General features: G+C 60.6%; 19 protein-coding genes and 9 tRNA genes. 18 read left to right on the top strand and 10 right to left on the bottom strand.

The features are described from left to right. Nucleotides 1-224 precede the first annotated feature (224 nt). Nucleotides 225-1667 carry an alanine/glycine:cation symporter family protein gene (locus CK627_RS10075; RefSeq protein WP_005298492.1) on the bottom strand — a complete coding sequence of 481 codons (1443 nt, stop codon included), beginning with the start codon at nucleotides 1665-1667 and terminating at the stop codon, nucleotides 225-227. Between the two features lie 742 nt (nucleotides 1668-2409). Between CK627_RS10075 and tal the strand changes: the two genes are divergently transcribed. Together tal and CK627_RS10065 are read left to right on the top strand one after the other, a co-directional pair. Further along, the gene (gene tal, locus CK627_RS10070; RefSeq protein ID WP_010633233.1) at nucleotides 2410-3360 is read left to right on the top strand and encodes a transaldolase; all 951 of its coding nucleotides are present in this window, start codon (nucleotides 2410-2412) and stop codon (nucleotides 3358-3360) included. 160 nt (nucleotides 3361-3520) lie between these two features. Beyond that, entirely contained in the window at nucleotides 3521-3703 is a 183-nt protein-coding gene (locus tag CK627_RS10065) for a DUF3545 family protein (protein ID WP_005298488.1), read from the top strand. A gap of 51 nt (nucleotides 3704-3754) precedes the next feature. Here the strand turns inward: CK627_RS10065 and CK627_RS10060 are convergent, their stop codons facing one another. After that, on the bottom strand, nucleotides 3755-4303 hold the full coding sequence (locus CK627_RS10060) for a hemerythrin domain-containing protein (RefSeq protein ID WP_042049975.1): 549 nt from the start codon (nucleotides 4301-4303) through the stop codon (nucleotides 3755-3757). Between the two features lie 159 nt (nucleotides 4304-4462). Then, nucleotides 4463-5131: a uracil-DNA glycosylase gene (ung, locus tag CK627_RS10055; RefSeq protein WP_017765029.1), complete on the bottom strand. Its 669-nt coding sequence runs from the start codon at nucleotides 5129-5131 to the stop codon at nucleotides 4463-4465. A gap of 866 nt (nucleotides 5132-5997) precedes the next feature. Here ung and grcA point away from each other — a divergent pair. Next, nucleotides 5998-6378 carry an autonomous glycyl radical cofactor GrcA gene (gene grcA / locus CK627_RS10050; protein ID WP_005298483.1) on the top strand — a complete coding sequence of 127 codons (381 nt, stop codon included), beginning with the start codon at nucleotides 5998-6000 and terminating at the stop codon, nucleotides 6376-6378. A gap of 130 nt (nucleotides 6379-6508) precedes the next feature. On the opposite strand, the gene CK627_RS10045 is transcribed toward grcA, so the two are convergent. The 7 genes from CK627_RS10045 to hemA all read right to left on the bottom strand — a co-directional run bounded on the left by CK627_RS10045 (nucleotide 6509) and on the right by hemA (nucleotide 13609). After that, nucleotides 6509-7789 carry a dicarboxylate/amino acid:cation symporter gene (locus tag CK627_RS10045; RefSeq protein ID WP_017787920.1) on the bottom strand — a complete coding sequence of 427 codons (1281 nt, stop codon included), beginning with the start codon at nucleotides 7787-7789 and terminating at the stop codon, nucleotides 6509-6511. 308 nt (nucleotides 7790-8097) lie between these two features. Further along, nucleotides 8098-8952 carry a 3-deoxy-8-phosphooctulonate synthase gene (gene kdsA / locus CK627_RS10040; protein ID WP_005298479.1) on the bottom strand — a complete coding sequence of 285 codons (855 nt, stop codon included), beginning with the start codon at nucleotides 8950-8952 and terminating at the stop codon, nucleotides 8098-8100. Nucleotides 8953-9122: 170 nt separating this feature from the next. Beyond that, nucleotides 9123-9923: a SirB1 family protein gene (locus CK627_RS10035; protein ID WP_005298477.1), complete on the bottom strand. Its 801-nt coding sequence runs from the start codon at nucleotides 9921-9923 to the stop codon at nucleotides 9123-9125. An 11-nt stretch (nucleotides 9924-9934) separates the two neighbouring features. Further along, nucleotides 9935-10318: a SirB2 family protein gene (locus tag CK627_RS10030; RefSeq protein WP_010633227.1), complete on the bottom strand. Its 384-nt coding sequence runs from the start codon at nucleotides 10316-10318 to the stop codon at nucleotides 9935-9937. A gap of 43 nt (nucleotides 10319-10361) precedes the next feature. Beyond that, nucleotides 10362-11210, bottom strand: coding sequence for a peptide chain release factor N(5)-glutamine methyltransferase (gene prmC / locus CK627_RS10025; RefSeq protein ID WP_095592244.1), 849 nt, complete (start codon nucleotides 11208-11210; stop codon nucleotides 10362-10364). Then, nucleotides 11210-12298: a peptide chain release factor 1 gene (prfA, locus tag CK627_RS10020; protein WP_010633225.1), complete on the bottom strand. Its 1089-nt coding sequence runs from the start codon at nucleotides 12296-12298 to the stop codon at nucleotides 11210-11212. The genes prmC and prfA overlap by 1 nt, the downstream gene beginning before the upstream one ends. Before the next feature lie 51 nt (nucleotides 12299-12349). Further along, a complete protein-coding gene (hemA, locus tag CK627_RS10015; protein WP_017765025.1) occupies nucleotides 12350-13609 on the bottom strand; it encodes a glutamyl-tRNA reductase in 1260 nt (419 codons plus the stop codon). Between the two features lie 121 nt (nucleotides 13610-13730). Between hemA and lolB the strand changes: the two genes are divergently transcribed. From lolB to CK627_RS09940, 15 genes are all read left to right on the top strand, one after another. After that, on the top strand, nucleotides 13731-14315 hold the full coding sequence (gene lolB / locus CK627_RS10010; protein WP_095592243.1) for a lipoprotein insertase outer membrane protein LolB: 585 nt from the start codon (nucleotides 13731-13733) through the stop codon (nucleotides 14313-14315). 26 nt (nucleotides 14316-14341) lie between these two features. Next, nucleotides 14342-15211: a 4-(cytidine 5'-diphospho)-2-C-methyl-D-erythritol kinase gene (ispE, locus tag CK627_RS10005; RefSeq protein WP_082038453.1), complete on the top strand. Its 870-nt coding sequence runs from the start codon at nucleotides 14342-14344 to the stop codon at nucleotides 15209-15211. Further along, nucleotides 15191-15265, top strand: a tRNA-Gln gene (locus CK627_RS10000). Before ispE ends, CK627_RS10000 begins: the two co-directional genes overlap by 21 nt. A 308-nt stretch (nucleotides 15266-15573) precedes the next feature. Beyond that, complete coding sequence (locus CK627_RS09995) at nucleotides 15574-16521, top strand: ribose-phosphate pyrophosphokinase (RefSeq protein WP_005298464.1); 948 nt, start codon at nucleotides 15574-15576, stop codon at nucleotides 16519-16521. Nucleotides 16522-16623: 102 nt separating this feature from the next. Continuing rightward, entirely contained in the window at nucleotides 16624-18615 is a 1992-nt protein-coding gene (locus CK627_RS09990; protein WP_095592242.1) for a bifunctional metallophosphatase/5'-nucleotidase, read from the top strand. 194 nt (nucleotides 18616-18809) lie between these two features. Next, nucleotides 18810-19406, top strand: coding sequence for an aminoacyl-tRNA hydrolase (pth, locus tag CK627_RS09985; RefSeq protein WP_017765021.1), 597 nt, complete (start codon nucleotides 18810-18812; stop codon nucleotides 19404-19406). 92 nt (nucleotides 19407-19498) lie between these two features. Beyond that, nucleotides 19499-20590, top strand: a complete 1092-nt coding sequence (ychF, locus tag CK627_RS09980) for a redox-regulated ATPase YchF (protein WP_005298458.1) — start codon at nucleotides 19499-19501, stop codon at nucleotides 20588-20590. 235 nt (nucleotides 20591-20825) lie between these two features. Then, nucleotides 20826-20902 (top strand) — tRNA-Met (locus CK627_RS09975). An 8-nt stretch (nucleotides 20903-20910) separates the two neighbouring features. After that, nucleotides 20911-20985: transfer RNA gene (locus CK627_RS09970), tRNA-Gln, on the top strand. 146 nt (nucleotides 20986-21131) lie between these two features. Continuing rightward, a tRNA-Gln gene (locus CK627_RS09965) sits at nucleotides 21132-21206 on the top strand. A gap of 42 nt (nucleotides 21207-21248) precedes the next feature. Then, a tRNA-Gln gene (locus CK627_RS09960) sits at nucleotides 21249-21323 on the top strand. Nucleotides 21324-21359: 36 nt separating this feature from the next. Further along, nucleotides 21360-21436 (top strand) — tRNA-Met (locus tag CK627_RS09955). Nucleotides 21437-21481: 45 nt separating this feature from the next. Next, nucleotides 21482-21556: transfer RNA gene (locus CK627_RS09950), tRNA-Gln, on the top strand. Between the two features lie 36 nt (nucleotides 21557-21592). Continuing rightward, nucleotides 21593-21669, top strand: a tRNA-Met gene (locus CK627_RS09945). Between the two features lie 8 nt (nucleotides 21670-21677). Next, nucleotides 21678-21761, top strand: a tRNA-Leu gene (locus CK627_RS09940). Nucleotides 21762-21923 lie beyond the last annotated feature (162 nt).

The following is a 21923-nucleotide window of genomic DNA, read 5'->3' as shown; positions in this document are numbered from 1 at the left end:
CACACCTTGCACAAGGTACGGTGACGACTGCGCCAGATCTGCCGGCGCTGGGATGCCCACAGGTGACGGCCAGGCAGCGTCAACACACCTTGCACAAGGTACGGCGACGACTGCGCCAGCTCTACCGGCGCTGGGATGCCCACAGCTGACGGCGATGAAACGGCGCCCAAACAAAAGGGGAGCCCATGGCTCCCCTTGTTATCAGACAACGGCGACTGCGAGGCTTATGCCTGCTTGCTGTTTTGCGCCGGATTGTCCCAGATCCCCTCTTCCAGCTGGCTGCGGATCTCGGGGTACTTGTTGGCGTCGAAGGTGGGCAGCTTGCCCAGCTTGAGCTGGTCGTTGTAATCCTTGGCCAGCTTGATGGCCACCCCGGAGAGCAGCAGGATGGCCACCAGGTTGACGATGGCCATCAGTCCCATGGAGACATCCGCCATGGCCCACACGGTCGGCAGCTCGCCCACCGAACCGAACATCACCATGCCCAGCACGAACAAGCGGAACAGCATCAGGCCGCCCTTGTGGTTGTGCTCGAGGAACACCAGGTTGGTCTCGGCGTAGGAGTAGTTCGCCACGATGGAGGTGAAGGCGAAGAAGAAGATGGCCGCCGCGATGAAGATGTTGCCACCGCCACCGATCTGGGAAGAGAGCGCCCGCTGGGTCAGCTCAACACCTGTGATGCCTGAGCCAGGCTCAAACTGGCCGGACATCAGGATGATGGCGGCAGTACAGGTACAGATGACGATGGTGTCGAGGAACACCCCCAGCATCTGCACATAGCCCTGGGAGGCCGGGTGCGGCGGATAGGGGGTCGCAGTTGCGGCGGCGTTGGGGGCGGAGCCCATGCCCGCTTCGTTGGAGAAGAGGCCGCGCTTGATGCCGTTGATCATCGCCTGGGAGATGGCGTAACCCAGCGCACCCGAGCCTGCCTGCTCAAGGCCGAGGGCGGACTTGATGATGAGGCTGAACACACCCGGCAGCTCGTGAATGTTGACCAGCACCACGAACAGCGCCATCAGGATGTAGGCCAGTGCCATGAAGGGCACCACCAGCTCGGCGAAGCGGGCGATGCCGCGGATGCCGCCGAAGATGATGAGGCCGGAGAGCACCACCAGAGCCAGACCGCTGACCCAGTCGGGGATGCCGAAGGCCACGTTCATCGCCAGGCTGATGGAGTTGGCTTGCACCGCGTTGAACACCAGACCGAACGCCAGGATCAGGCAGAGCGAGAACAGCACCCCCATCCAGCGCATGCCGAGCCCCTTCTCCATGTAGTAGGCGGGGCCGCCACGGTAGTTGCCATCCTCATCCTTGACCTTGTAGAGCTGGGCCAGGGTGCTTTCGACGAAGGCGGTCGCCATGCCGATGAAAGCGATCAGCCACATCCAGAAGATGGCGCCCGGGCCACCCAGATAGATGGCCACCGCCACACCGGCCAGGTTGCCGGTGCCGACGCGGGCGGCAAGGCTGGTACAGAGGGCCTGGAAGGAGGAGATACCGGCCTTGTCTGATTTGCGGCTGTTGCGCAAAACGGAAAACATGTGGCCGAAGTGGCGGACCTGGATAAAACCCAGACGGAAGGTAAAGAAGATGCCGACGCCGATGAGCAGGTAGATGAGCACGGCTCCCCACATCAGGTCGTTAATCATTGCGATCAAGGTGTCCATATTTCTCTCGTTGTTATCACATCCATGGTCAGTCTGCGCTGACCCCTTGCTGTCGATTTCTGAATTTGCGGTTCACTAAAGGGGCGGAATCTAGCATAGCGAAGGAGTTCAGAATAGTGATCGGGATCACTACGGAAACAAAAAACGAGCGTTTTAGCGCAATAAAGCTTCATTTAACTCGCAAAATTTCAACAAAACTGAGAATCCAATCAATCGGCCAACAAATTAGACCCATAAGAAAACCTTTTGGCAATTATCTACATAGAGGTATAACCGGCAAAAAGGAGGCAAACCATTACGCAAGCGTTTACCCATCCGGGCAGCCAAAACGGCCCGCTTTCGCCAAACGTTTTACACGTAATAAAATTTCAAGTGGCTGACCACACAATTTATGTGATCGAGGGCACAAAACAGATAATCAACCAAAAAAGTTGTTTTTGACTAAGGATAATTTCAGCGACTAAAAACAGATAAAAGTCGTTTTTTATCAAACACTTTTATCCACTCCTTCCCGCCTGCGCCAGGGAGTGGCTGATAAGCATACAGCCCCCCCTATTGCAGGATGAGCCACATCCGTATTAATTAGGCAGGCAATGACGATGGGGCCCGCCCATCGCGCTTTTCTGAGCCTGAGTCGCCGGGATTTTGTAATTTTATTTCAGAACTGTCGTCTCACGCCCGCCACCCCCGAGCCTGCGTCCTCACCAAGAGAGTGCGCCCTCATAAAGAGATGATATTTGCCATGGCCGATAAATTAACCCAGCTGAAAGCCCTGACCACAGTTGTCGCCGACACCGGCGATATCGAAGCCATCAAGCGCTACCAGCCCATCGATGCCACCACCAACCCCTCTCTGGTGTTGAAGGCATCCGAGATCCCCGAGTACGCGGCGCTGATCGAAGACGCCGTCACCTGGGCCAAGGCCCAGAGCCAGGACAAGGCACAGCAAATCATCGACGCGGGCGACAAGCTGGCGGTCAACATCGGTCTGGAAGTGCTGAAGATCGTCCCGGGCCGCATCTCCACCGAAGTGGACGCCCGTCTCTCCTTCGACACCGAGGCCAGCATCGCCAAGGCCCGCAAACTGATCCGTCTCTACAACGACGCCGGTATCAGCAACGATCGCATCCTGATCAAGCTGGCCTCCACCTGGGAGGGGATCCGTGCCGCCGAGGTACTGGAGAAAGAGGGTATCCAGTGCAACCTGACCCTGCTGTTCTCCTTCGCCCAGGCTCGTGCCTGTGCCGAAGCCGGCGCCTTCCTGATCTCCCCGTTCGTGGGCCGCATCCTCGACTGGTACAAGGCCAAGAACGGCCGTGACTACACCGCCAGCGAAGATCCGGGCGTGGTCTCCGTCACCTCCATCTACAACTACTACAAACAGCACGACTACCCGACCGTGGTCATGGGTGCCAGCTTCCGCAATACCGGCGAGATCCTGGAACTGGCCGGCTGCGACCGTCTGACCATTGGCCCGGCCCTGCTGGAAGAGCTGAGCAAGGCGGAAGGTGCCGTGGTTCGCAAGCTGGACTACACCGGCGAGCGCAAGGCCAAACCGACCCCGATGACCGAGGCCGAATTCCGCTGGGAACTGAACCAGGACGCCATGGCTCACGAGAAGCTGGGCGAAGGCATCCGCATGTTTGCCATCGACCAGGGCAAGCTGGAAACCATGCTGGCCAGCCGCCTCTGATCGCTGCGCCATCTGCCGACAAAAACCGGGTTCCCGCAAGGGCACCCGGTTTTTTTATGGGCGCAGGATCCGCTGTCATGGGTTCGTCACGAAAACGTTTTATTTTCAATGCCGGTATGTTATACGGATGGTGAAAACGAGAATAACCAAGGAGGGAGCCATGGAAATGTTCAACTTCGATTATGAAGATGTAGTTGAGCTCGGTTCACGTAGCCGCGGGACAACGGGAAAAAAACGTAAATGGCGTGAGATAGAGGCGTTGAAAGACAAGCATCGCCTGCAGAAGGAGCTGCAATCCATCGACATCGCCTACGAAGGTCTCTCAGACGAGATCGAACTGTAAAAACAAGGCCCCGGTTAACCGGGGCCTTGTTTTTCAAGAGAGTGTCGATCCTCAGGAAGAGATCGGCAGCGACAGGCGCCTGGCCAGATCCTGAAAGTGCTGGCTGATCTCGGGCCCGAACAGGGGATCCCCGATGGCGCGGTTCTGCCAGACCTGCTCGAGGTGACGCCAGTCATCCTCGGTCAGCGAGTCGCGCAGATGGGGGAAGATGACCCCCTCTTCGTAGTTCATGTGCGCCTCCTGCAGCGCCACGAACTGCTCCAGCTTGGCGGTGAACTGATCGAGCGGAATGACCGCATCCATCAGGATCATCTCCACCATCTCCCTGAGCTCGGCACCGGCCTCCACCAGCTTGGCATGCTCCTGTTGCAGCCGGTTGGCCACATCCCCTTCCACTACCCGGTACTTGAGGTAATAGTCATAAATGATGTCTTCCTTCGGATGGTGATACTTGTCCGATACCTCCCGCAGGTAATCCACCACATCGCGGATCAGGAAATAGCTGACCCTTTCTTCGCTGCGAATGGCCGCCAGCTTCTGCTTGAGCAGACCCAGCAGCCGGGCGATGTTGAGATGATCCTTGTGCAGACTCGCTAACATGGGCACTCCTTGCGCTGAAATGAAACGATTCTGATCCGAGTATACGGCCATTTATCGCGCCGACTTTGCACTCAATCAAGTCAGCTGCAGAGAAAACGGCCAATGGCGCATGCTGCCCAGCCCTCCCGACGGAGCAAATCACGGCTGTCTGCCCCCGCGTTATTCGCAGACCGAGTGCCAGTTGATGGGGCTCATCCCCTGCTGGCTCAGCAAGCGGTTGGTCTCGGAGAAGTGGCCGCAGCCGATGAAGCCGCGATGGGCCGAGAGCGGGCTGGGATGGGGGGCACTCAGCACGTGGTGGCGGCTCCGGTCGATGAAACGCCCCTTCTTCTGGGCGTGGGCGCCCCACAGCAGGAAGACCACCCCCTGACAGCTGGCGTTGATCTGCTCGATGACCCGGTCGGTGAAGGTCTCCCAACCCAGATGGGCATGGGAATGGGCCTGGCCCGCCTGCACCGTCAGCACGGTATTGAGCAGCAATACCCCCTGGGTGGCCCAGGACTCCAGAAAACCGTGATTGGGTGTGACAAAACCCGGCAGATCCCGCTGCATCTCCTTGTAAATGTTCACCAGCGAGGGGGGCGTGCGCACGCCGGGCAGAACGGAGAAGCAGAGGCCATGGGCCTGGTTCGGGCCGTGATAGGGATCCTGGCCCAGGATCACCACCTTGACCTGATCCAGCTCGGTCAGCTTGAAGGCGTTGAACACGTCGGTGGCCGGCGGGTAGATCACCTTGCCCGCCTCCCGCTCGCTCCTGACGGTCGCCAGGGTTGCCTTGAAATAGTCCTGCTCCTTCTCGGAGCCAATCACATCAGTCCAGGTCAGCACCCCAATCTCCTCATTGAATCTGTCGGGGGAGGCGCTTATTTCGACCCGGCCGCTCATGCGTGCAGGTCGGTGCGCCTCTCTCCTCGATATACAGGGCCGGATGGATGGCCTGCGCCCTGTCCACCCACACGGGCACAGCGCAGCACGCCACCATCCTCGATGAATACGGCAGGCCCGGGGTCACCTTGCTTTTTACGCAGGCCAATCGGCCAGCACGCGCCCCCTGCCCCCATTAATGCAGCAAGGGGCTCAGGATAGGGGGCCAGCCCCCAAGACGCAACCAGGATGCCCCTGCGGATTCCTTCTCCCGGCCAAGCCGTGGCCACCGCGCTCACCTTTCGGTCGCCGCTGGCCATCTTCGGGTGAGCAAGAGGTCGGCACTGAACTCCCACGCAACTCCCCATGGCCTGGTCTGGCGATGGCTGGGCCACTCTCCCGCTTACCTGCCGACCCCCATCGCCCTCTCTTGCCTTGGTTAAGCCTCTCCTTCACCTTTTTGGCGTACCCCCATCATTGGCTTATCCCCTTCGCCTACTGTATGGCGAATCCAGCTTCGAGCGGGCTGGAACACGAAAAGATGTAGTTAAATTACTAGATTTAATTAATGAAAGATGCATAATTTGGATATCTTTCATAATCAGAAAAATGACCTATTTTTGATTAATCTCAATAATTTAATCCCTTCACATCCGCACAAATCGCGTATTTTTTGATTTAGATCAATTTTCGTAATATTACCATCGTGGTATATATGACCCAACAAAGTAAAGGTGTAAGGCAAGGGCCCTTTAAATCATCCCGGTGGTTTAAATACATCAGGGTAATGTCCTTACAGTTGAATCCGCTTTCCTATGAGGAGTCATACCATGATCAAGGGCATCCAAATCACCCAGTCTGCCAACGCCGCTCTGCTGAACTCGTTCTGGCTGCTGGACGAAGAGAAGCAACAGGCTCGCTGCATCTGCGCCAAGGGTGATGCCTTTGCCGCCGATCAGGAAGTCAGCCTCTCCGACCTGGGCCAGTTCGAATACCGTGAACTGCCGGTACAAGCCGAGCCGGCCGTCGAAGGTGGCCAGCACCTGAACGTCAACGTCCTGCGTCGCGAGACTCTGGAAGACGCCATCGCCAACCCGGAGAAGTACCCGCAGCTGACCATCCGCGTCTCCGGCTACGCCGTGCGCTTCAACGCACTGACCCCGGAACAGCAGCGTGACGTGGTGACCCGCACCTTCACCCAGAGCCTGTAAGTCGCTCTGCACCAACCGGTATCATGAAAAACGGCCCAAACGGGCCGTTTTTTTATGGCTTGAATTCACCCACCCCCGTTGGCTACCCGTGCTCGACAGGCTGGCAGCGCACGGCGCAGGTATCGGTGGTTCAATGCTGATCCACCTTGACGGCTTGCGGCGGGTTGCTCAGCGCCTCGTGCATCTGCTGCTCGTCAAGCTGATCGCAGTAACGGGCCACCACCAGGGTTGCCACCCCGTTGCCGATGAGGTTGGTCAGGGCGCGGGCTTCCGACATGAAGCGATCGATGCCGAGGATCAACGCCAGCCCGGCCAGCGGCAGGTGGCCCACCGCCGAGATGGTGGCCGCCAGCACGATGAAGCCGCTGCCGGTCACCCCGGCCGCCCCCTTCGAGGAGATGAGCAGCACCACCAGCAGGGTGATCTGCTGGAACAGATCGAGCGGGGTGTTGGTGGCCTGGGCGATGAAGATGGCCGCCATGGTCAGATAGATGGAGGTACCGTCCAGGTTGAAGGAGTAACCGGTCGGGATCACCAGCCCCACCACCGACTTCTTGCAACCGAGCGCCTCCATCTTGACCAGCATGCGCGGCAATACAGATTCAGAAGAGGATGTACCAAGCACGATCAGCAGCTCTTCCCGAATATAGGAAATAAAACGCAGGATGCTGAAACCATTCGCTCTGGCAATAGAGCCCAGTACCAGGAAAATAAACAACAGGCAGGTCATGTAGAAGCAGGCGATTAATTGCCCGAGCTGAACCAGCGAGCCGATACCATATTTACCGATGGTAAATGCCATGGCACCAAATGCACCCACCGGTGCCAGCCGCATGATCATATTGATGATCCCGAAAATAACCTGGGAGAAGCTGTCGATGACATTGAATATCACCTTTCCCTTCTCGCCGATATGGTGCAGGGAGAAGCCGAACAGCACTGCAAATAACAGCACCTGCAGAATGTTGCCGCTGGCGAAGGCACCGATCACGCTACCCGGGATCACGTCCAGCAGGAAGGGGATGATGCCCTGAGCCTTGGCCTGCTCGGCGTAGGCAGAGATGGCGCTGGCGTCCAGCGTGGCGGGGTCGACGTTCATGCCCGCCCCCGGTTGCAGCAGGTTGACCACGCACAGCCCGATGATGAGGGCGATGGTGCTGACCACTTCAAAATAGAGCAGCGCGATGGCGCCGGTTTTGCCCACCGCTTTCATGCTCTCCATGCCGGCAATGCCGGTCACCACGGTGCAGAATATAACCGGGGCGATGATCATTTTGATTAATTTGACGAAGCCATCTCCGAGCGGTTTCATGTCCGCTCCGAGGTCGGGATATATATGTCCCAGGATGACTCCGAGGGTGATCGCTAACAACACCTGAAAATACAGGCTGCTGACTATTTTTTTCTGCATTCTTAACGTCCTGTCAGTTTAATGAGATGTGTCATGGCAGAAATACGCATGCAGCAAGCCGTGACGAAATATGAATTATCTCGCCCGGTTCGTGCCGTTCCCTCATCACAACAGGGGCTACTTTCACATGCTGAAAGAAGCAATTAATAGACATCAATCACACAACAGATTTAACAACATTAACACCATGGCAACCCGAATGTATTTATTCCGTGATTGATTTATGCTGGCCCAGGAAATAAAAACAGCGCGAAAACAAAAATGCCCCGCAGTGCGGGGCATTTTTATGGGGCCAGCGTGGGCCAGGTTCAGATGGAAGTATCGAGCGGCTCGAAGCCCTTGACCAGATCGTCGATGGCCTTCATCTGCTTGAGGAAGCCTTCCAGCTTCTCCAGCGGCAACGCGCTCGGGCCGTCGCAACGGGCCACCTTGGGGTCCGGGTGGGATTCGATGAACAGACCCGCCAGACCGACCGCCATGCCGGCACGGGCCAGCTCGGCCACCTGCTCGCGACGACCGCCGGAGGCGGCGCCCATGGGGTCACGGCACTGCAGGGAGTGGGTCACGTCGAAGATGACCGGGTAGCCGCCGGTGCTCTTCTTCATCACGCCCAGCCCCAGCATGTCCACCACCAGGTTGTCATAACCGAAGTTGACGCCGCGCTCGCACAGGATCAGACGGTCGTTGCCGCACTCCTCGAACTTGTCGGTGATGTTCTTCATCTGGCTTGGGCTCAGGAACTGCGGCTTCTTGATGTTGATGACGTTGCCGGTGCGGGCCATGGCCTCCACCAGGTCGGTCTGGCGCGCCAGGAAGGCGGGCAGCTGGATCACGTCCACCACCTCGGCCACCGGTTTGGCCTGATGGGGCTCGTGCAGATCGGAGATGACCGGCATGCCGAAGGTCGCTTTCAGCTCCTGGAAGATCTTCATCCCCTCCTCCAGACCCGGACCGCGGTAGGAGTGGATGGAGGAGCGGTTGGCCTTGTCCCAGCTCGCCTTGAACACGAACGGGATACCCAGCTTGGAGGTCACTTCCACGTACTTCTCGCACACGGCCATCGCCATGTCGCGCGATTCCAGCACGTTCATGCCACCGAACAACACGAACGGTTTGTCGTTGGCGACGTCGATGCCATTGACCTTGATATTCTTCTGTTCCATCTCAGGCTTCCTTAGGTAAAAGGGCTTGCAGGGCTTGAATCCACATCCGGCCGCACAGCCCAGGGCTGCGCGGCCTCGATACTCGTCTGTTGCATCTCCCAGGCCTTGCATGCAGCGGCATGGGACTCTTCATTCGGCCAGGGCCTCGCATGCAGCGGGGCCGTCAGCCCTCAGTGGAGGGGCTTGGGGCTCAGATCCAGGGCGGCCAGCTGGGCTTTCAGCACGTCGGCCACCGGATCGTCCGGGCACTGTTCAATAAAGTACTCAAAATCGTCGGCAGCAAAGCGCGGGCAGTCGAGCTGCTCGTAGATGAAACCGCGATCCCGCGTCTCCAGTGGGTCGCCGGGCTTCATCCGCAGCAGCAGTTCGCTGCAGCGCAGCGCCTCGGTCATCCGGTCTTCCCGCAGCAGGGCGCCCTTGCTCACGTTGAGCAGCCGCTCGATGATCTCCCACTGGCCGGCAGGCTGCAGGTGATCCGAGGTGAGGGTGGCCAGATTGCCGAGGGCCCCGCGCAGCAGCAGCTCGATGTGGTGCAGGCTCAGCTCATCGCCGGTGAAGGGGTCCACATAGACCTCTCCCTCGCTGCCGGCGAAGCTCACCAGGAAGTGGCCGGGGAAGCAGATCCCCTCCACGTCCAGCCCGAGCTTGCGCCCCAGCTGGATGATGAGGATGCCAAGGCTGACCGGAATGCCCTGCTTGCGGGCCAGGACCTGGGCCAGATCGCAGTTGGCCACCGAGAAGTAGTCCTGCCAGTCGCCGTGAAACCCTAAGGTCTGGTAGAAGCCCTGTAGCAGCTGACGGCGCACCTGGTCGCAATCCCCTTCCTCGATGGCCTCGTCCAGCCAGGCGTCGAGCCGGGCCAGCTCCGCCGTCCCGCGGCCGCTGATGCCATGGATCTCGTCGCTCACCGACAGCGCCAGCTCGGCGATGTCATGGGCTTCGAAATCGGTCCATTCGTCTACGCGTATCATCGTCATCATCCTTAACCGAACAGGCTGGCCTGCTTGTAGACGGCCAGCTTGGCGATGAAGAAGAGCCAGCCGAGGGCTCCCAGAAACGCAAACCAGCGGATGCCGTTACTGCGGGCCAGGCGCAGTGCCATCATGGCCAGAAAGGCCACCACCAGAATGGCGGTCAGCTTCTCGCTGAGCCAGGGGGTGGCGTTGTTGAGCGGATTGAGATCCAGCACCATGCACAGCAGCACGCCGGAGAGCACCACCAGGCCGTTGAGCCAGCCGCTCAACCGAAGGGTACGGGCGCTGGCGGCGCGGCTCGAGCCGGTCTGCAGCCAATAGAAGCGCAACATGAACATCAGCACGGCCAGGCCAATCAGCAGCAGGTGCAGATGTTTGATAGCAAAATACATAACGTGTCCTTGAACAGAGGCAGGCCAGGCCCGCCCGTCATCATCACTGAGCCAGCCGCCCCAGGGTCACCCGCTCGTTATCGCCGTAATCGCGCACGGTTTCCACCTGCACGTAGCCCTGTTGCAGCAGGAGTTGACGCACCGCCTCCCCCTGCTGCCAGCCATGCTCCAGCAACAGCCAGCCGCCCGGCAGCAGATGAGCCGGCGCGCCCGCCACGATGATGCGGATATCCGCCAGCCCCTGCTCGTCCGCCACCAGGGCGGAGCGGGGCTCGAAGCGCACATCCCCCTCGTCGAGGTGCGGATCGGCACCATCGATGTAGGGCGGGTTGGAGACGATCATCGCAAAGCGCGGTGCCTTGTTTGACGAGGGCGCGACCAGCGGCTCAAACCAGCTGCCGTCGCGCACCTCGATGGGCAGACCCAGCGCGGCGCTGTTGGCACGGGCCAGGGCTGCCGCCGCCGGCATCCTGTCCACCGCCCATACATCGGCATCCGGTCGCTCCGACTTGAGCGCCAGTGCAATGGCGCCGGTGCCGGTGCCAAGATCCAGCACGGCGCAGGGGCCTGCTGGCAGCCGCGCCAGCGCCTGCTCGACCAGCACCTCGGTGTCGGGGCGCGGGATCAGGGTGGCGGGGCTCACCTTCAGCGGCAGCGACCAGAACTCCCGCTCGCCAATCAGGTGGGCGATGGGTTCGCCGTTCAGACGGCGTTCGAGCCAGCCCTGCAGGGTCGCCTGCTGGGCGGCATTTAGCTCGCGCTCCGGCCAGGTCATCAGATAGCTGCGCCGGCACTCCAGCAGATGGCAGAGCAGCGCATCGGCATCGGCGCGGGGGGATTCCCCCCCTGCCAGGGTCGCCATGATGTGGGCGCGAGCCTGCTGGATCTGCATCAGTTGCTCTCGGCCAGGGAGGCAAGCTGATCGGCCTGGTACTCCTGGATCATCGGGTTGATGACGCAGTCCAGGTCCCCTTCCATGATCTCGCCGAGGCGGTAGAGGGTGAGGTTGATGCGGTGCTCGGAGAGGCGCCCCTGCGGGTAGTTGTAGGTGCGAATGCGCTCGGAGCGATCCCCCGATCCCACCAGGTTGCGGCGAGTGCTCTGCTCGGCGGCGCGGTGGCGCTCATCCTCGGCCGCCTGCAGACGGGCGGAGAGTACCGACATCGCCTTGGCGCGGTTCTTGTGCTGGGAACGCTCGTCCTGGCACTCCACCACCAGGCCGGTGGGCAGGTGGGTGATGCGGATGGCGGAGTCGGTCTTGTTGACATGCTGGCCACCGGCCCCGGAAGCGCGGAAGGTGTCGATCTTCAGATCCGAGGGATTGATCTCGATCTGCTCGGCTTCCGGTACTTCCGGCAGCACGGCGACGGTACAGGCGGAGGTGTGCACCCGGCCCTGGGATTCGGTTTCCGGCACCCGCTGTACCCGGTGACCACCGGATTCAAACTTGAGGCGGCCGTAGACGTGCTCGCCCTCTACCTTGGCGATCACCTCCTTGTAGCCGCCATGCTCGCCGTCGTTGCAGCTGACGATGGAGACGCGCCAGCCCTGGCGCTCAGCATAGCGCGAATACATGCGGAACAAGTCGCCCGCAAAGATCGCCGCTTCGTCACCACCGGCGCCGGCGCGGATCTCCAGGTAGCAGTTGTTGTCATCCTTGGGGTCGCGCGGCAGCAGCATCACCTGCAGCGCCTGCTCCTGCTCCTCGAAGGTCGCCTTGGCCAGCGGCAGCTCCTCCTGCGCCATCTCGCGCAGGTCGGCATCCTCCTCTTCCAGCATCTGGCGGGTGGCCTCCAGGTTCTCTTCGGCCTGGCGGAATTGCTGGAAAGCGTGAACGATATCTTCCAGCTGGGCATATTCCCGGGTCAGGGCGCGGTAGCGATCCTGATCCGCGGCCACGTCCGGCTCGCCGAGCATGGCCTGTACTTCTTCGTGGCGTTCGATGAGGCCTTCCAGCTTTCTGATCAGTGACGGGTTCATAAATCTTGTGTTCTCGATGGAGGACGGGACGACCGGGTGATCGCCCCCAAACTATGACTCTTGTGACAACCCCAGCACCTGGCGCAACTGGGCCAGCTGATGGTGATCCCCCTGGGCGGCGGCCTGGCGCAGGGCCTGGGTCGGTGCGTGGATCAACTTGTTGGTGAGGCGGTGGGCCAGCGCCTTGAGCGCCTGCTCGGCAGGCTCGCCCTGTTGCAGGGCCAGCAGGGCGCGCTGCAGCTCTTCGTCAGCCACCTGTTGGGACTGGTGACGGTAATCGCGGATGAGATCCACCGAGTGGAGGCTGCGATACCAGCCCATGAAGTCATCGCGCTCTTCCTGCACGATGAGCTCGGCCTCGGCGGCGGCCCGTTTGCGGGTCTCGAGATTCTGCTCGATGATGCCCTGCAGGTCGTCCACCGTGTAGAGATAGGCGTCCGAGAGCTCGTCCACCTCCGCCTCGATGTCGCGGGGCACGGCGATGTCCACCAGAAACATGGGCTTGAAGCGGCGGGCCTTGAGCGCCCGCTCCACCATGCCTTTGCCGATGATGGGCAAGGGGCTCGCGGTGGAGCTGATGACGATGTCCGCCTCGTGCAGGTAGTCCGGGATCTCTTCGAGCGTCATCACCTGGGCGCCGAACTCCTCGGCCAGCAACTGAGCCCGCTGCAGGGTGCGGTTGGCCACCATCATCTGGGTGACGTTCTGCTCGCGCAGGTGGCGGGCCACCAGTTCGATGGTCTCGCCGGCGCCGACCAGCAGCACCTTGGTCTGGGAGAGATCGGAGAAGATCCGCCGCCCTAGGCTCACCGCGGCAAAGGCCACCGACACGGCGCTGGCGCCGATCTCGGTATCGGTGCGCACCCGCTTGGCCACCGAGAAGGATTTCTGGAACAAACGCTCCAGCGCCCCCTTCACCGCCTCGGATTGCTGGGCATGGGCATAGGATTGCTTGATCTGCCCCAGGATCTGCGGCTCTCCCAACACCAGGGAGTCGAGCCCGCAGGCCACCCGCATCAGGTGGCGGACCGCCTCCTCGTCCTGATGCCGGTAGATGGCGGAGACCACCTCGGCCGCATCCAGGTCGTGAAACCGCTGCAGCCACTGCAACACCTGCTCGCCCTGCCCCTGCTCCAGGCTGCAGTAAAGCTCGGTGCGGTTGCAGGTCGAGACGATCACCGCCTCGCTTACACCGGGTTGGGCGACCAGCTCACGCAAGGCGCGATCGATGCAGTCCGGGCCGAAGGCGACCCGCTCCCGCAAGGCGACACTGGCGGTGTTGTGGTTGATTCCGAGGGCAAGCAAACTCATGAGTGGGCGTGGATCGTATCTGTGCGCAGGGAGTAAAGGCTGCCAATTGTACGAGAAAGGGTAAGTCTTTAAAAGCAATACGACCCCCCCGTATACTGTGCCAAATCACCTTTTCCGGAGCATGACCTTGTTGTTGCGTCTTTTCACCCTTGGCTGCCTGCTGTTGCTGGCCGGTTGCGCCACTACCCAACCCCAACGCGATCAGGTCAACTGGCAGCAGGAGCGTACCCGGCTCGAGCAACTGACCCACTGGCAGCTGTCTGGCAAGATGGCCATCATCACCGCCCAGCAGAAGGGCAGCGCCCGAGTCAACTGGCAGCAGGATGGCGACGACTATCGCCTCAACCTCACCAGCCTGATCGGCACCCACATCCTGGAGCTCTCCCGCAGCAAGGGCGAGATCACCCTGATCGACAACGAGGGCAACCCGCACCAGAGCCAGGATGCCGAGGCGCTCGTCTATCAGCTCACCGGCTGGAACATTCCGGTGGCCGGGCTGCCGGCGTGGATCAAGGGCTTGCCGGGCGAGGCCGAGTTCGAGCTCAACCCCGACCGCAGTCTGGCCAGCGTGCGTGACGGTCAGTGGCAGATCGTCTATGGCGACTACCGGGATCAGGACGGCTATCGCCTGCCGCACCTGCTCACCATGACCGGCCAGGACAGCCGCCTCAAGCTGCAGATCAACCAGTGGACCATCACCCGCTGATGGCGGCCATCGACAAGGACTCCCCCATGAGCGCCATGCGCTGGCCGGCTCCGGCCAAACTCAATCTCTTTTTGCACGTCAACGGCCGTCGCCCGGACGGCTACCACGAGCTGCAGACCCTGTTCATCTTCCTCAACCACGGCGACTGGCTCGAGTTCGAGCCGCTCACCGATACCGACTTGCTCACCCTGAGCCCCGCCATTCCCGGCGTGCCCGATGAACAGAACCTCATCATCCGCGCCGCCCGTCTGCTGCAGGCCAGGCTGCCGAGCCCGCAGGGGGCCCATATCAGGCTGGAGAAGGTGCTGCCCATGGGCGGTGGCATCGGCGGTGGTTCGTCGGACGCCGCCACCACGTTAGTGGCCCTCAACTACCTCTGGCAGGCCGGTTTGAGCGAAGACGCGCTGGCGGAGCTTGGCGTGCAGCTGGGGGCCGACGTGCCGGTGTTCGTGCGCGGCAAGGCCGCCTTTGCCGAGGGGGTCGGTGAGCGGCTGCAGCCGGTCGAGTTGCCGAGCGCCTGGTATCTGGTGCTCAAGCCTGATTGCCATGTGGCGACCGCCGCCGTGTTCCAGGATCCGGACCTGCCCAGAGATACCCCGAAAATGGCATTGCACAATCTGCTGGAAGGGGAGTGGAAAAACGATTGCGAATTGCTGGTGAAAAAGCGCCACCCCGAGGTTGCCAATGCGCTCGGCTGGTTGCTAGAATACGCGCCGTCAAGAATGACGGGCACAGGAGCCTGCGTCTTTGCTCAGTTTGAAGACGAAGTGGCTGCTCGGGAAGTGTTGGCAAAAGTGCCGAGAGAGTGGGATGGATTTGTCGCCAAGGGCGAGAACATATCACCACTCTTCGCTACATTGCAACAAGTCAGTGATTGGGGTATCGCCAAGCGGTAAGGCAGCGGGTTTTGATCTCGCCATTCCTAGGTTCGAATCCTAGTACCCCAGCCATCTCCTGAACATCGAACAGGGTATATCGATTCACCTGCCGCAGCAGTCTTGCCGGGAGTGCACACTCCCCCTCGCCGGTTGCAGCACCCATCGTTACCCTCTCGTTGTCGGAAGGTCACTGGTCATCATGGATGACGGGGCGTCGACCAGCACGACGCTCAACCGGCTTGCCGCATGTAACGTGGGCACCTGACCTGAAAGCAGCCTATAGTGGTCTGACCCGTCAACTTGATAAATCGTTTGCCCCCAAACGATAAGGGTCTAATCAGACTCCCCACATACTGGATGCAACCCCGAGGTTTCAAACCGTGCCTGACATGAAGCTGTTTGCTGGTAACGCAACGCCGGAACTAGCCCAGAAGATCGCAGATCGCCTGTTTATCAAACTCGGCAATGCTGCCGTAGGTCGCTTTAGCGACGGCGAGATCAGCGTACAGATCAACGAGAATGTACGTGGTGGCGATATCTTCATCATTCAATCCACCTGTGCCCCGACCAACGACAATTTGATGGAATTGATCGTGATGGTGGATGCTCTGCGTCGTGCTTCAGCTGGCCGTATCACTGCCGTAATTCCCTACTTTGGCTATGCCCGTCAGGACCGCCGCGTCCGCTCCGCCCGTGTTCCCATCACCGCCAAGGTCGTCGCCGACTTCCTCTCCAGCGTCGGTGTGGATCGCGTGCTGACCGTTGACCTGCATGCCGAGCAAATCCAGGGCTTCTTCGACGTCCCGGTCGACAACGTGTTCGGCAGCCCGGTGCTGCTGGAAGACATGAAGTCCAAGAACCTCGAATCCCCCGTGGTCGTGTCGCCGGACATCGGCGGCGTGGTACGTGCCCGTGCCATCGCCAAGCTGCTGGACGATACCGACATCGCCATCATCGACAAGCGTCGTCCCCGCCCGAACGTCTCCCAGGTCATGCACCTGATCGGTGACGTGGCCGGCCGCGACTGCATCATCGTCGACGACATGATCGACACCGGCGGCACCCTGTGCAAAGCCGCAGAAGCACTGAAAGAGCGCGGCGCCAAGCGTGTATTCGCCTACGCCACTCACCCGGTCTTCTCCGGTTCCGCCGTGGAGAACATCAAGAACTCCGTGATCGACGAACTGATCATCACCGACTCCATCCCGCTCACCGCGGAGATGAAGGCGGTCGACAAGGTCAAGCAGCTGACGCTCTCTTCCGTGCTGGCCGAAGCCATTCGCCGCATCAGCAACGAAGAGTCCATCTCTGCCATGTTTGAGCATTGATAGACCCTGTTGTGACAAAAACCGCCAGCTGGCGGTTTTTGTCTTTCTAGTCCCAGTTACACCCGGTACTGCCCTGCCCCGTCGCAGGTTAAGGATTGTTCCATGAATCGCTTGCGCCCGCTGCTGCTCCTCGCCTTCTGCAGCTTCCTGTTCGCCTGTCAGCCCAACAATGAAAACCAGCCTTTCGTGCTGACTCTTGCTCACATGAACGACACCCACTCCCAGTTTGACCCGGTCAACGCCGAGCTGAAGGGGCCTCTCTTTGGCAAGCAGGGGGAAACCGACACCCTCTACACCCGCTTCGGCGGCTATCCGCGCCTGCTCACCATGGCGAAATCCTTCCAGGCCGACGCGCTGGCCAAGAACCAGCCGCTCCTGCTGCTGCACGGCGGTGATGCCTGGCAGGGCAGCGGCTACTTCAAGCTCAACGAGGGGATGGCCAACGCCGAGCTGCTGAGCCAGTTCGGCCTCGACGCCATGGCGCTGGGCAACCACGAATTCGATCTCGACAACCAGAAACTGGCCCGCTTCATCAAGGGGGTCAACTTCCCGGTGCTGGCCGCCAACCTGGATACCCGCGACGACCCGGATCTGCGCCACGCCGCCAACCTCAAGCCGTTCGTCATCTACGCCTTCGACGGCAACCAGAAGAGCCCGGTCACCGACATCAACAACCTGCCCCAGGGCAAGCAGCTGGTCGCCGTGATGGGACTGGTGCTGGAGGACATGGCCAACATCTCCCCCAACGTCGGCAAGCTGCGGTTCGGCAATGAAGTCACCTCGGCCCAGGCCACGGTGGATCTGCTGCGCCAGCACGGCATCGACCACATAGTGGCGCTCACCCACATCGGCAACCAGCGGGATCTGGCGCTGGCGGCCAAGGTGAACGGCATCGACGCCATCGTCGGTGGCCACTCCCACAGCCTGCTCGGCGATTTTCGCAACATCGGCTGGGGCAACACCGGCGAGTATGCACAGCTGGTCACCAACCCGGACGGGGTCGGCATGACCTGCGTGGTACAGGCCGGCTCCTATGCCCAGGCCATCGGGCTGGCCCGGGTCAGTTTCGACGCCCAGGGCCGGGTCATCTCTTGTCAGGGTCAGAACCAGCTGCTGGCCAGTCGCGATTTCTTCGCCGACCCCGCCCGCAAGCAGACACTGGATGAGGCCCGCAGCAAGCAGGCCGGCAAGTTCATCGACGCTCAGCCCAACCTGGTGACCGTGGATGAAGATCCGCGCCTGCGCGGCATCATCGACAGCCACTACAAGCCCGCTCTGGAGCAGGCGTTCGGCCCCGTCATCGCCACCGTGCCGGCCGCCCTGCAAAATGCCCGCCGCCCCGGCGACAATGGCAGCGACAGCCACGGCTCCGACGTCGCCCCGCTAGTGGCCGAAGGGCAGTACTACTGGGCCAATACCCCGGCGGTGCAGGCGCTGACCGGCGGTCCGGTCCACTTCGCCTTGCTGGCGGTGGGCGGCGTGCGCGCCGATCTGCCGGCCGGCGAGCTGCGCGAAGGGGATGCCGCGCTCACCCTGCTGCCGTTCAAGAACCAGCTTTCGGTGCTCACCCTGAGCGGCGCCGAGGTGCGCGCCCTCTTGACCGAGACCATCACCGCCACCCTGCCCGCCAGCGCCCACGCCGGCAAGTTCCCCTACGGCGGCCACCTGCGCTACACCTTCACCGAGACCACCCCGGGCAAGGGCGGCGCCCTGACCCAGCTGCAGTGGCAGGACGCTGACGGCCAGTGGCTGGATCTGGTGGATGCGACGCGCTACCGGGTGGTAATGAACGCCTACAGCGCCAACGGCAACGATGGCTGGCAGGCGCTGGCCCGCGCCCAGGCGCAGCAAGCCGAGCGGCTGGATCTCGCCTGGCAGGATGGCAAATTGACCGGCTTCCCGGTCGAGCGGGTGGAGCAGAGCGGCGATCAGCTGAGCGCCCGCTATGCCGCCGGCCATCAGCTTGACTGCAAGGCAAGCGGCGTGGATTGCGGCACCGACGCTACCTCCTTCGTGCAGTATGTGCGCGAACAGCGCCCGACCCTGACGGCGCTGGCAGAAGAGACAGTCACCCTGGTGCGTGCCGAGCAGTAACCCGGCCCCCGCAGGCAAGACACAAAACGGGCCCCGCACTGGGGCCCGTTTTGCTGCCGTTGGCCACCGGTTCCCCGCTTTTCCCCGGCACTGGCCGAGCTTTGGTTGAGTGATCGCCAGTCGGCGGCTAGAATATTGCGTCCCATTGCCCTGGGCAGTCGGCCCATTGCAAGCAGCGAGTGAAGAAATCAAGCGTGACAAGCCAAATCAAACTGATCGTGGGGCTGGGCAATCCCGGCCCGGAATATGCCAAGACTCGCCACAACGCGGGCGCCTGGTATGTGGAGCAACTGGCACGCTGGCACAATGTCAGCCTGCGCGAAGAGCCCAAGTTCTTCGGCCACACCGCCCGCATCCAGGTGGATGGCCAGGATGTGCGTCTGCTCATCCCGAACACCTACATGAATCTCTCCGGCAAGGCGGTGGCCGCGCTGGCCCGCTTCTACCAGATCGAACCGGAAGCCATGCTGGTGGCCCACGATGAGCTGGATCTGCCCCCCGGCATCGCCAAATTCAAGCAGGGCGGCGGACACGGCGGCCACAACGGCCTCAAGGACATCATTGCCAAGATGGGCAACAACAACAATTTCTTCCGGCTGCGGCTGGGGATAGGTCACCCGGGCGCCAAGGAGCTGGTTGCCGGTTTCGTGCTGACCAAGGCGCCCAGCAGCGAGCAGAGCCTGATCGACGCCGCGCTCGACGAATCCCTGCGCGCCACCGACATTCTGTTCAAGCAGGACATGACCAAGGCCATGAACCGGCTGCACAGCTTCAAGGCCGAGAAAGTCTGAATAGAGATGCCTGACACGCGTCAGGCTCGCACAATATGACAGGGCTGCCCGCGCGGCCCTCACACAGCATCCATCACGTAAGGTAACAATCCATGGGTTTTAAATGCGGTATCGTGGGCCTGCCCAATGTAGGCAAATCCACCCTGTTCAACGCGCTGACCAAGGCCGGCATCGAAGCCGCCAACTTCCCGTTCTGCACCATCGAGCCGAACACCGGCGTGGTACCGATGCCGGATCCCCGCCTCGACCAGCTGGCGGCCATCATCAATCCGCAACGCGTTGTGCCGACCACCATGGAATTCGTGGACATCGCCGGCCTGGTGGCCGGTGCCTCCAAGGGCGAGGGCCTCGGCAACCAGTTCCTGGCCAACATCCGTGAAACCGAGGCCATCGGTCACGTGGTGCGCTGCTTCGAGGACGAGAACATCGTTCACGTGGCGGGCAAGGTCTCCCCGGCTGACGACATCGAGGTGATCAACACCGAGCTGGCTCTCTCCGATCTGGATGCCTGCGAGCGCGCCATCAACCGCCAGTCCAAGCGCGCCAAGGGCGGCGACAAGGATGCCAAGCTGGAAGTGGAAGTGCTGGAGAAGATCAAGGTGGCACTGGAAGACGGCCAGATGATCCGCGGCATGAAGCTGGACAAGGACGAACTGGCCGCCGTCAGCCACCTCAACTTCCTGACCCTCAAGCCCACCATGTACATCGCCAACGTGGCGGAAGATGGCTTCGAGAACAACCCCTACCTGGATCAGGTGCGTGAAATCGCCGCCGCCGAGAACGCCGTCGTGGTGGTGGTCTGCTGCGCCATCGAAGCGGACATCGCCGAGCTGGACGACGAAGATCGCGCCGAGTTCATGGCGGATCTGGGCATTGAAGAGCCGGGCCTGAACCGGGTGATCCGCTCCGGTTACGAGCTGCTCAAGCTGCAGACCTACTTCACCGCCGGCGTGAAGGAAGTGCGTGCCTGGACCATTCCGGTGGGCGCCACCGCCCCGCAGGCCGCGGGCAAGATCCACACCGACTTCGAAAAAGGCTTTATTCGTGCCCAAACCATCGCCTTCGAAGACTTTATCGCCTACAAGGGTGAGCAAGGCGCCAAGGAAGCGGGCAAGATGCGCGCCGAAGGGAAGGATTACATCGTCAAGGATGGCGATATCATGAACTTCCTGTTCAACGTCTAATCCCATGAGAGGCCAGCATTTGCTGGCCTCTTTTTTTATCTGGCCCAAGTCCCTATCTGCTGGATATGTCGTAAAAAAAACCAGATTGTTGGGCTTTTGCGCGACAGCGACCAATAACTCGCCAAACGCACTCAAATTCGTTTTTTCAAACAAAAAAAGGGTTGACGCCCCAGAGCCAGATACGCATAATTCGGCCCGCACAGTGACGAGGCAACGAGGCACTGGAAGCAAGGTTGGCTATGTAGCTCAGTTGGTTAGAGCATCGCACTCATAATGCGGGGGTCACAGGTTCGAATCCCGTCATAGCCACCATTTCTAGTTGGGGTATCGCCAAGCGGTAAGGCAGCGGGTTTTGATCTCGCCATCCCTAGGTTCGAATCCTAGTACCCCAGCCATTATTTCAGTTGTCGGCATTAAAGTGCCGGTGACAGGTCAAGGGAAGCAGTGATGGGTGTTGAACTCGTCGATGTGTCCAGGTTCAAATCCTGGCATCCCGGCCATTGTTAAAAGATGTTTGATAGACTCTGTCAGGCATCACTGTTGGGGTATCGCCAAGCGGTAAGGCAGCGGGTTTTGATCTCGCCATCCCTAGGTTCGAATCCTAGTACCCCAGCCATTTTTAAAAAGATGTTTGATAGTCTCTGTTAGACATTGCTGTTGGGGTATCGCCAAGCGGTAAGGCAGCGGGTTTTGATCTCGCCATCCCTAGGTTCGAATCCTAGTACCCCAGCCATTTTTACTTGTATTCGACGCGAGTCGTACACAAGACGGCTATGTAGCTCAGTTGGTTAGAGCATCGCACTCATAATGCGGGGGTCACAGGTTCGAATCCCGTCATAGCCACCATTTTGAAAAACGTTCCTTCAATCATCTGATTGCAAAGAACACTGTTGGGGTATCGCCAAGCGGTAAGGCAGCGGGTTTTGATCTCGCCATCCCTAGGTTCGAATCCTAGTACCCCAGCCATTTTTACTTGTATTCGACACGAGTCGTGCACAAGACGGCTATGTAGCTCAGTTGGTTAGAGCATCGCACTCATAATGCGGGGGTCACAGGTTCGAATCCCGTCATAGCCACCATTACTCTTGCGGAAGTGGCGAAATTGGTAGACGCACCAGATTTAGGTTCTGGCGCCCTAGGCGTGAGAGTTCGAGTCTCTCCTTCCGCACCATCGAAAGCAGTACCAAACAGACCAGCTCAGGCTGGTTTTTTTGTATCCGGCGTTTGCCACTCTTCTTCCCCTCTCCATGCCATCGCACCTCTGCAACCCCTCCCATGTATCAACGGCTGGGCCTTGTGCTCTCCTCTGCGACGGCGCTCATGCCCGGCTTTC

The sequence above is a fragment of the Aeromonas dhakensis genome (assembly GCF_002285935.1).
GTDB classification, from domain to species: Bacteria; Pseudomonadota; Gammaproteobacteria; order Enterobacterales; family Aeromonadaceae; genus Aeromonas; species Aeromonas dhakensis.
Note: the sequence above shows the minus strand (reverse complement) of the source record. Positions and strands in the feature narration are given on the sequence as shown.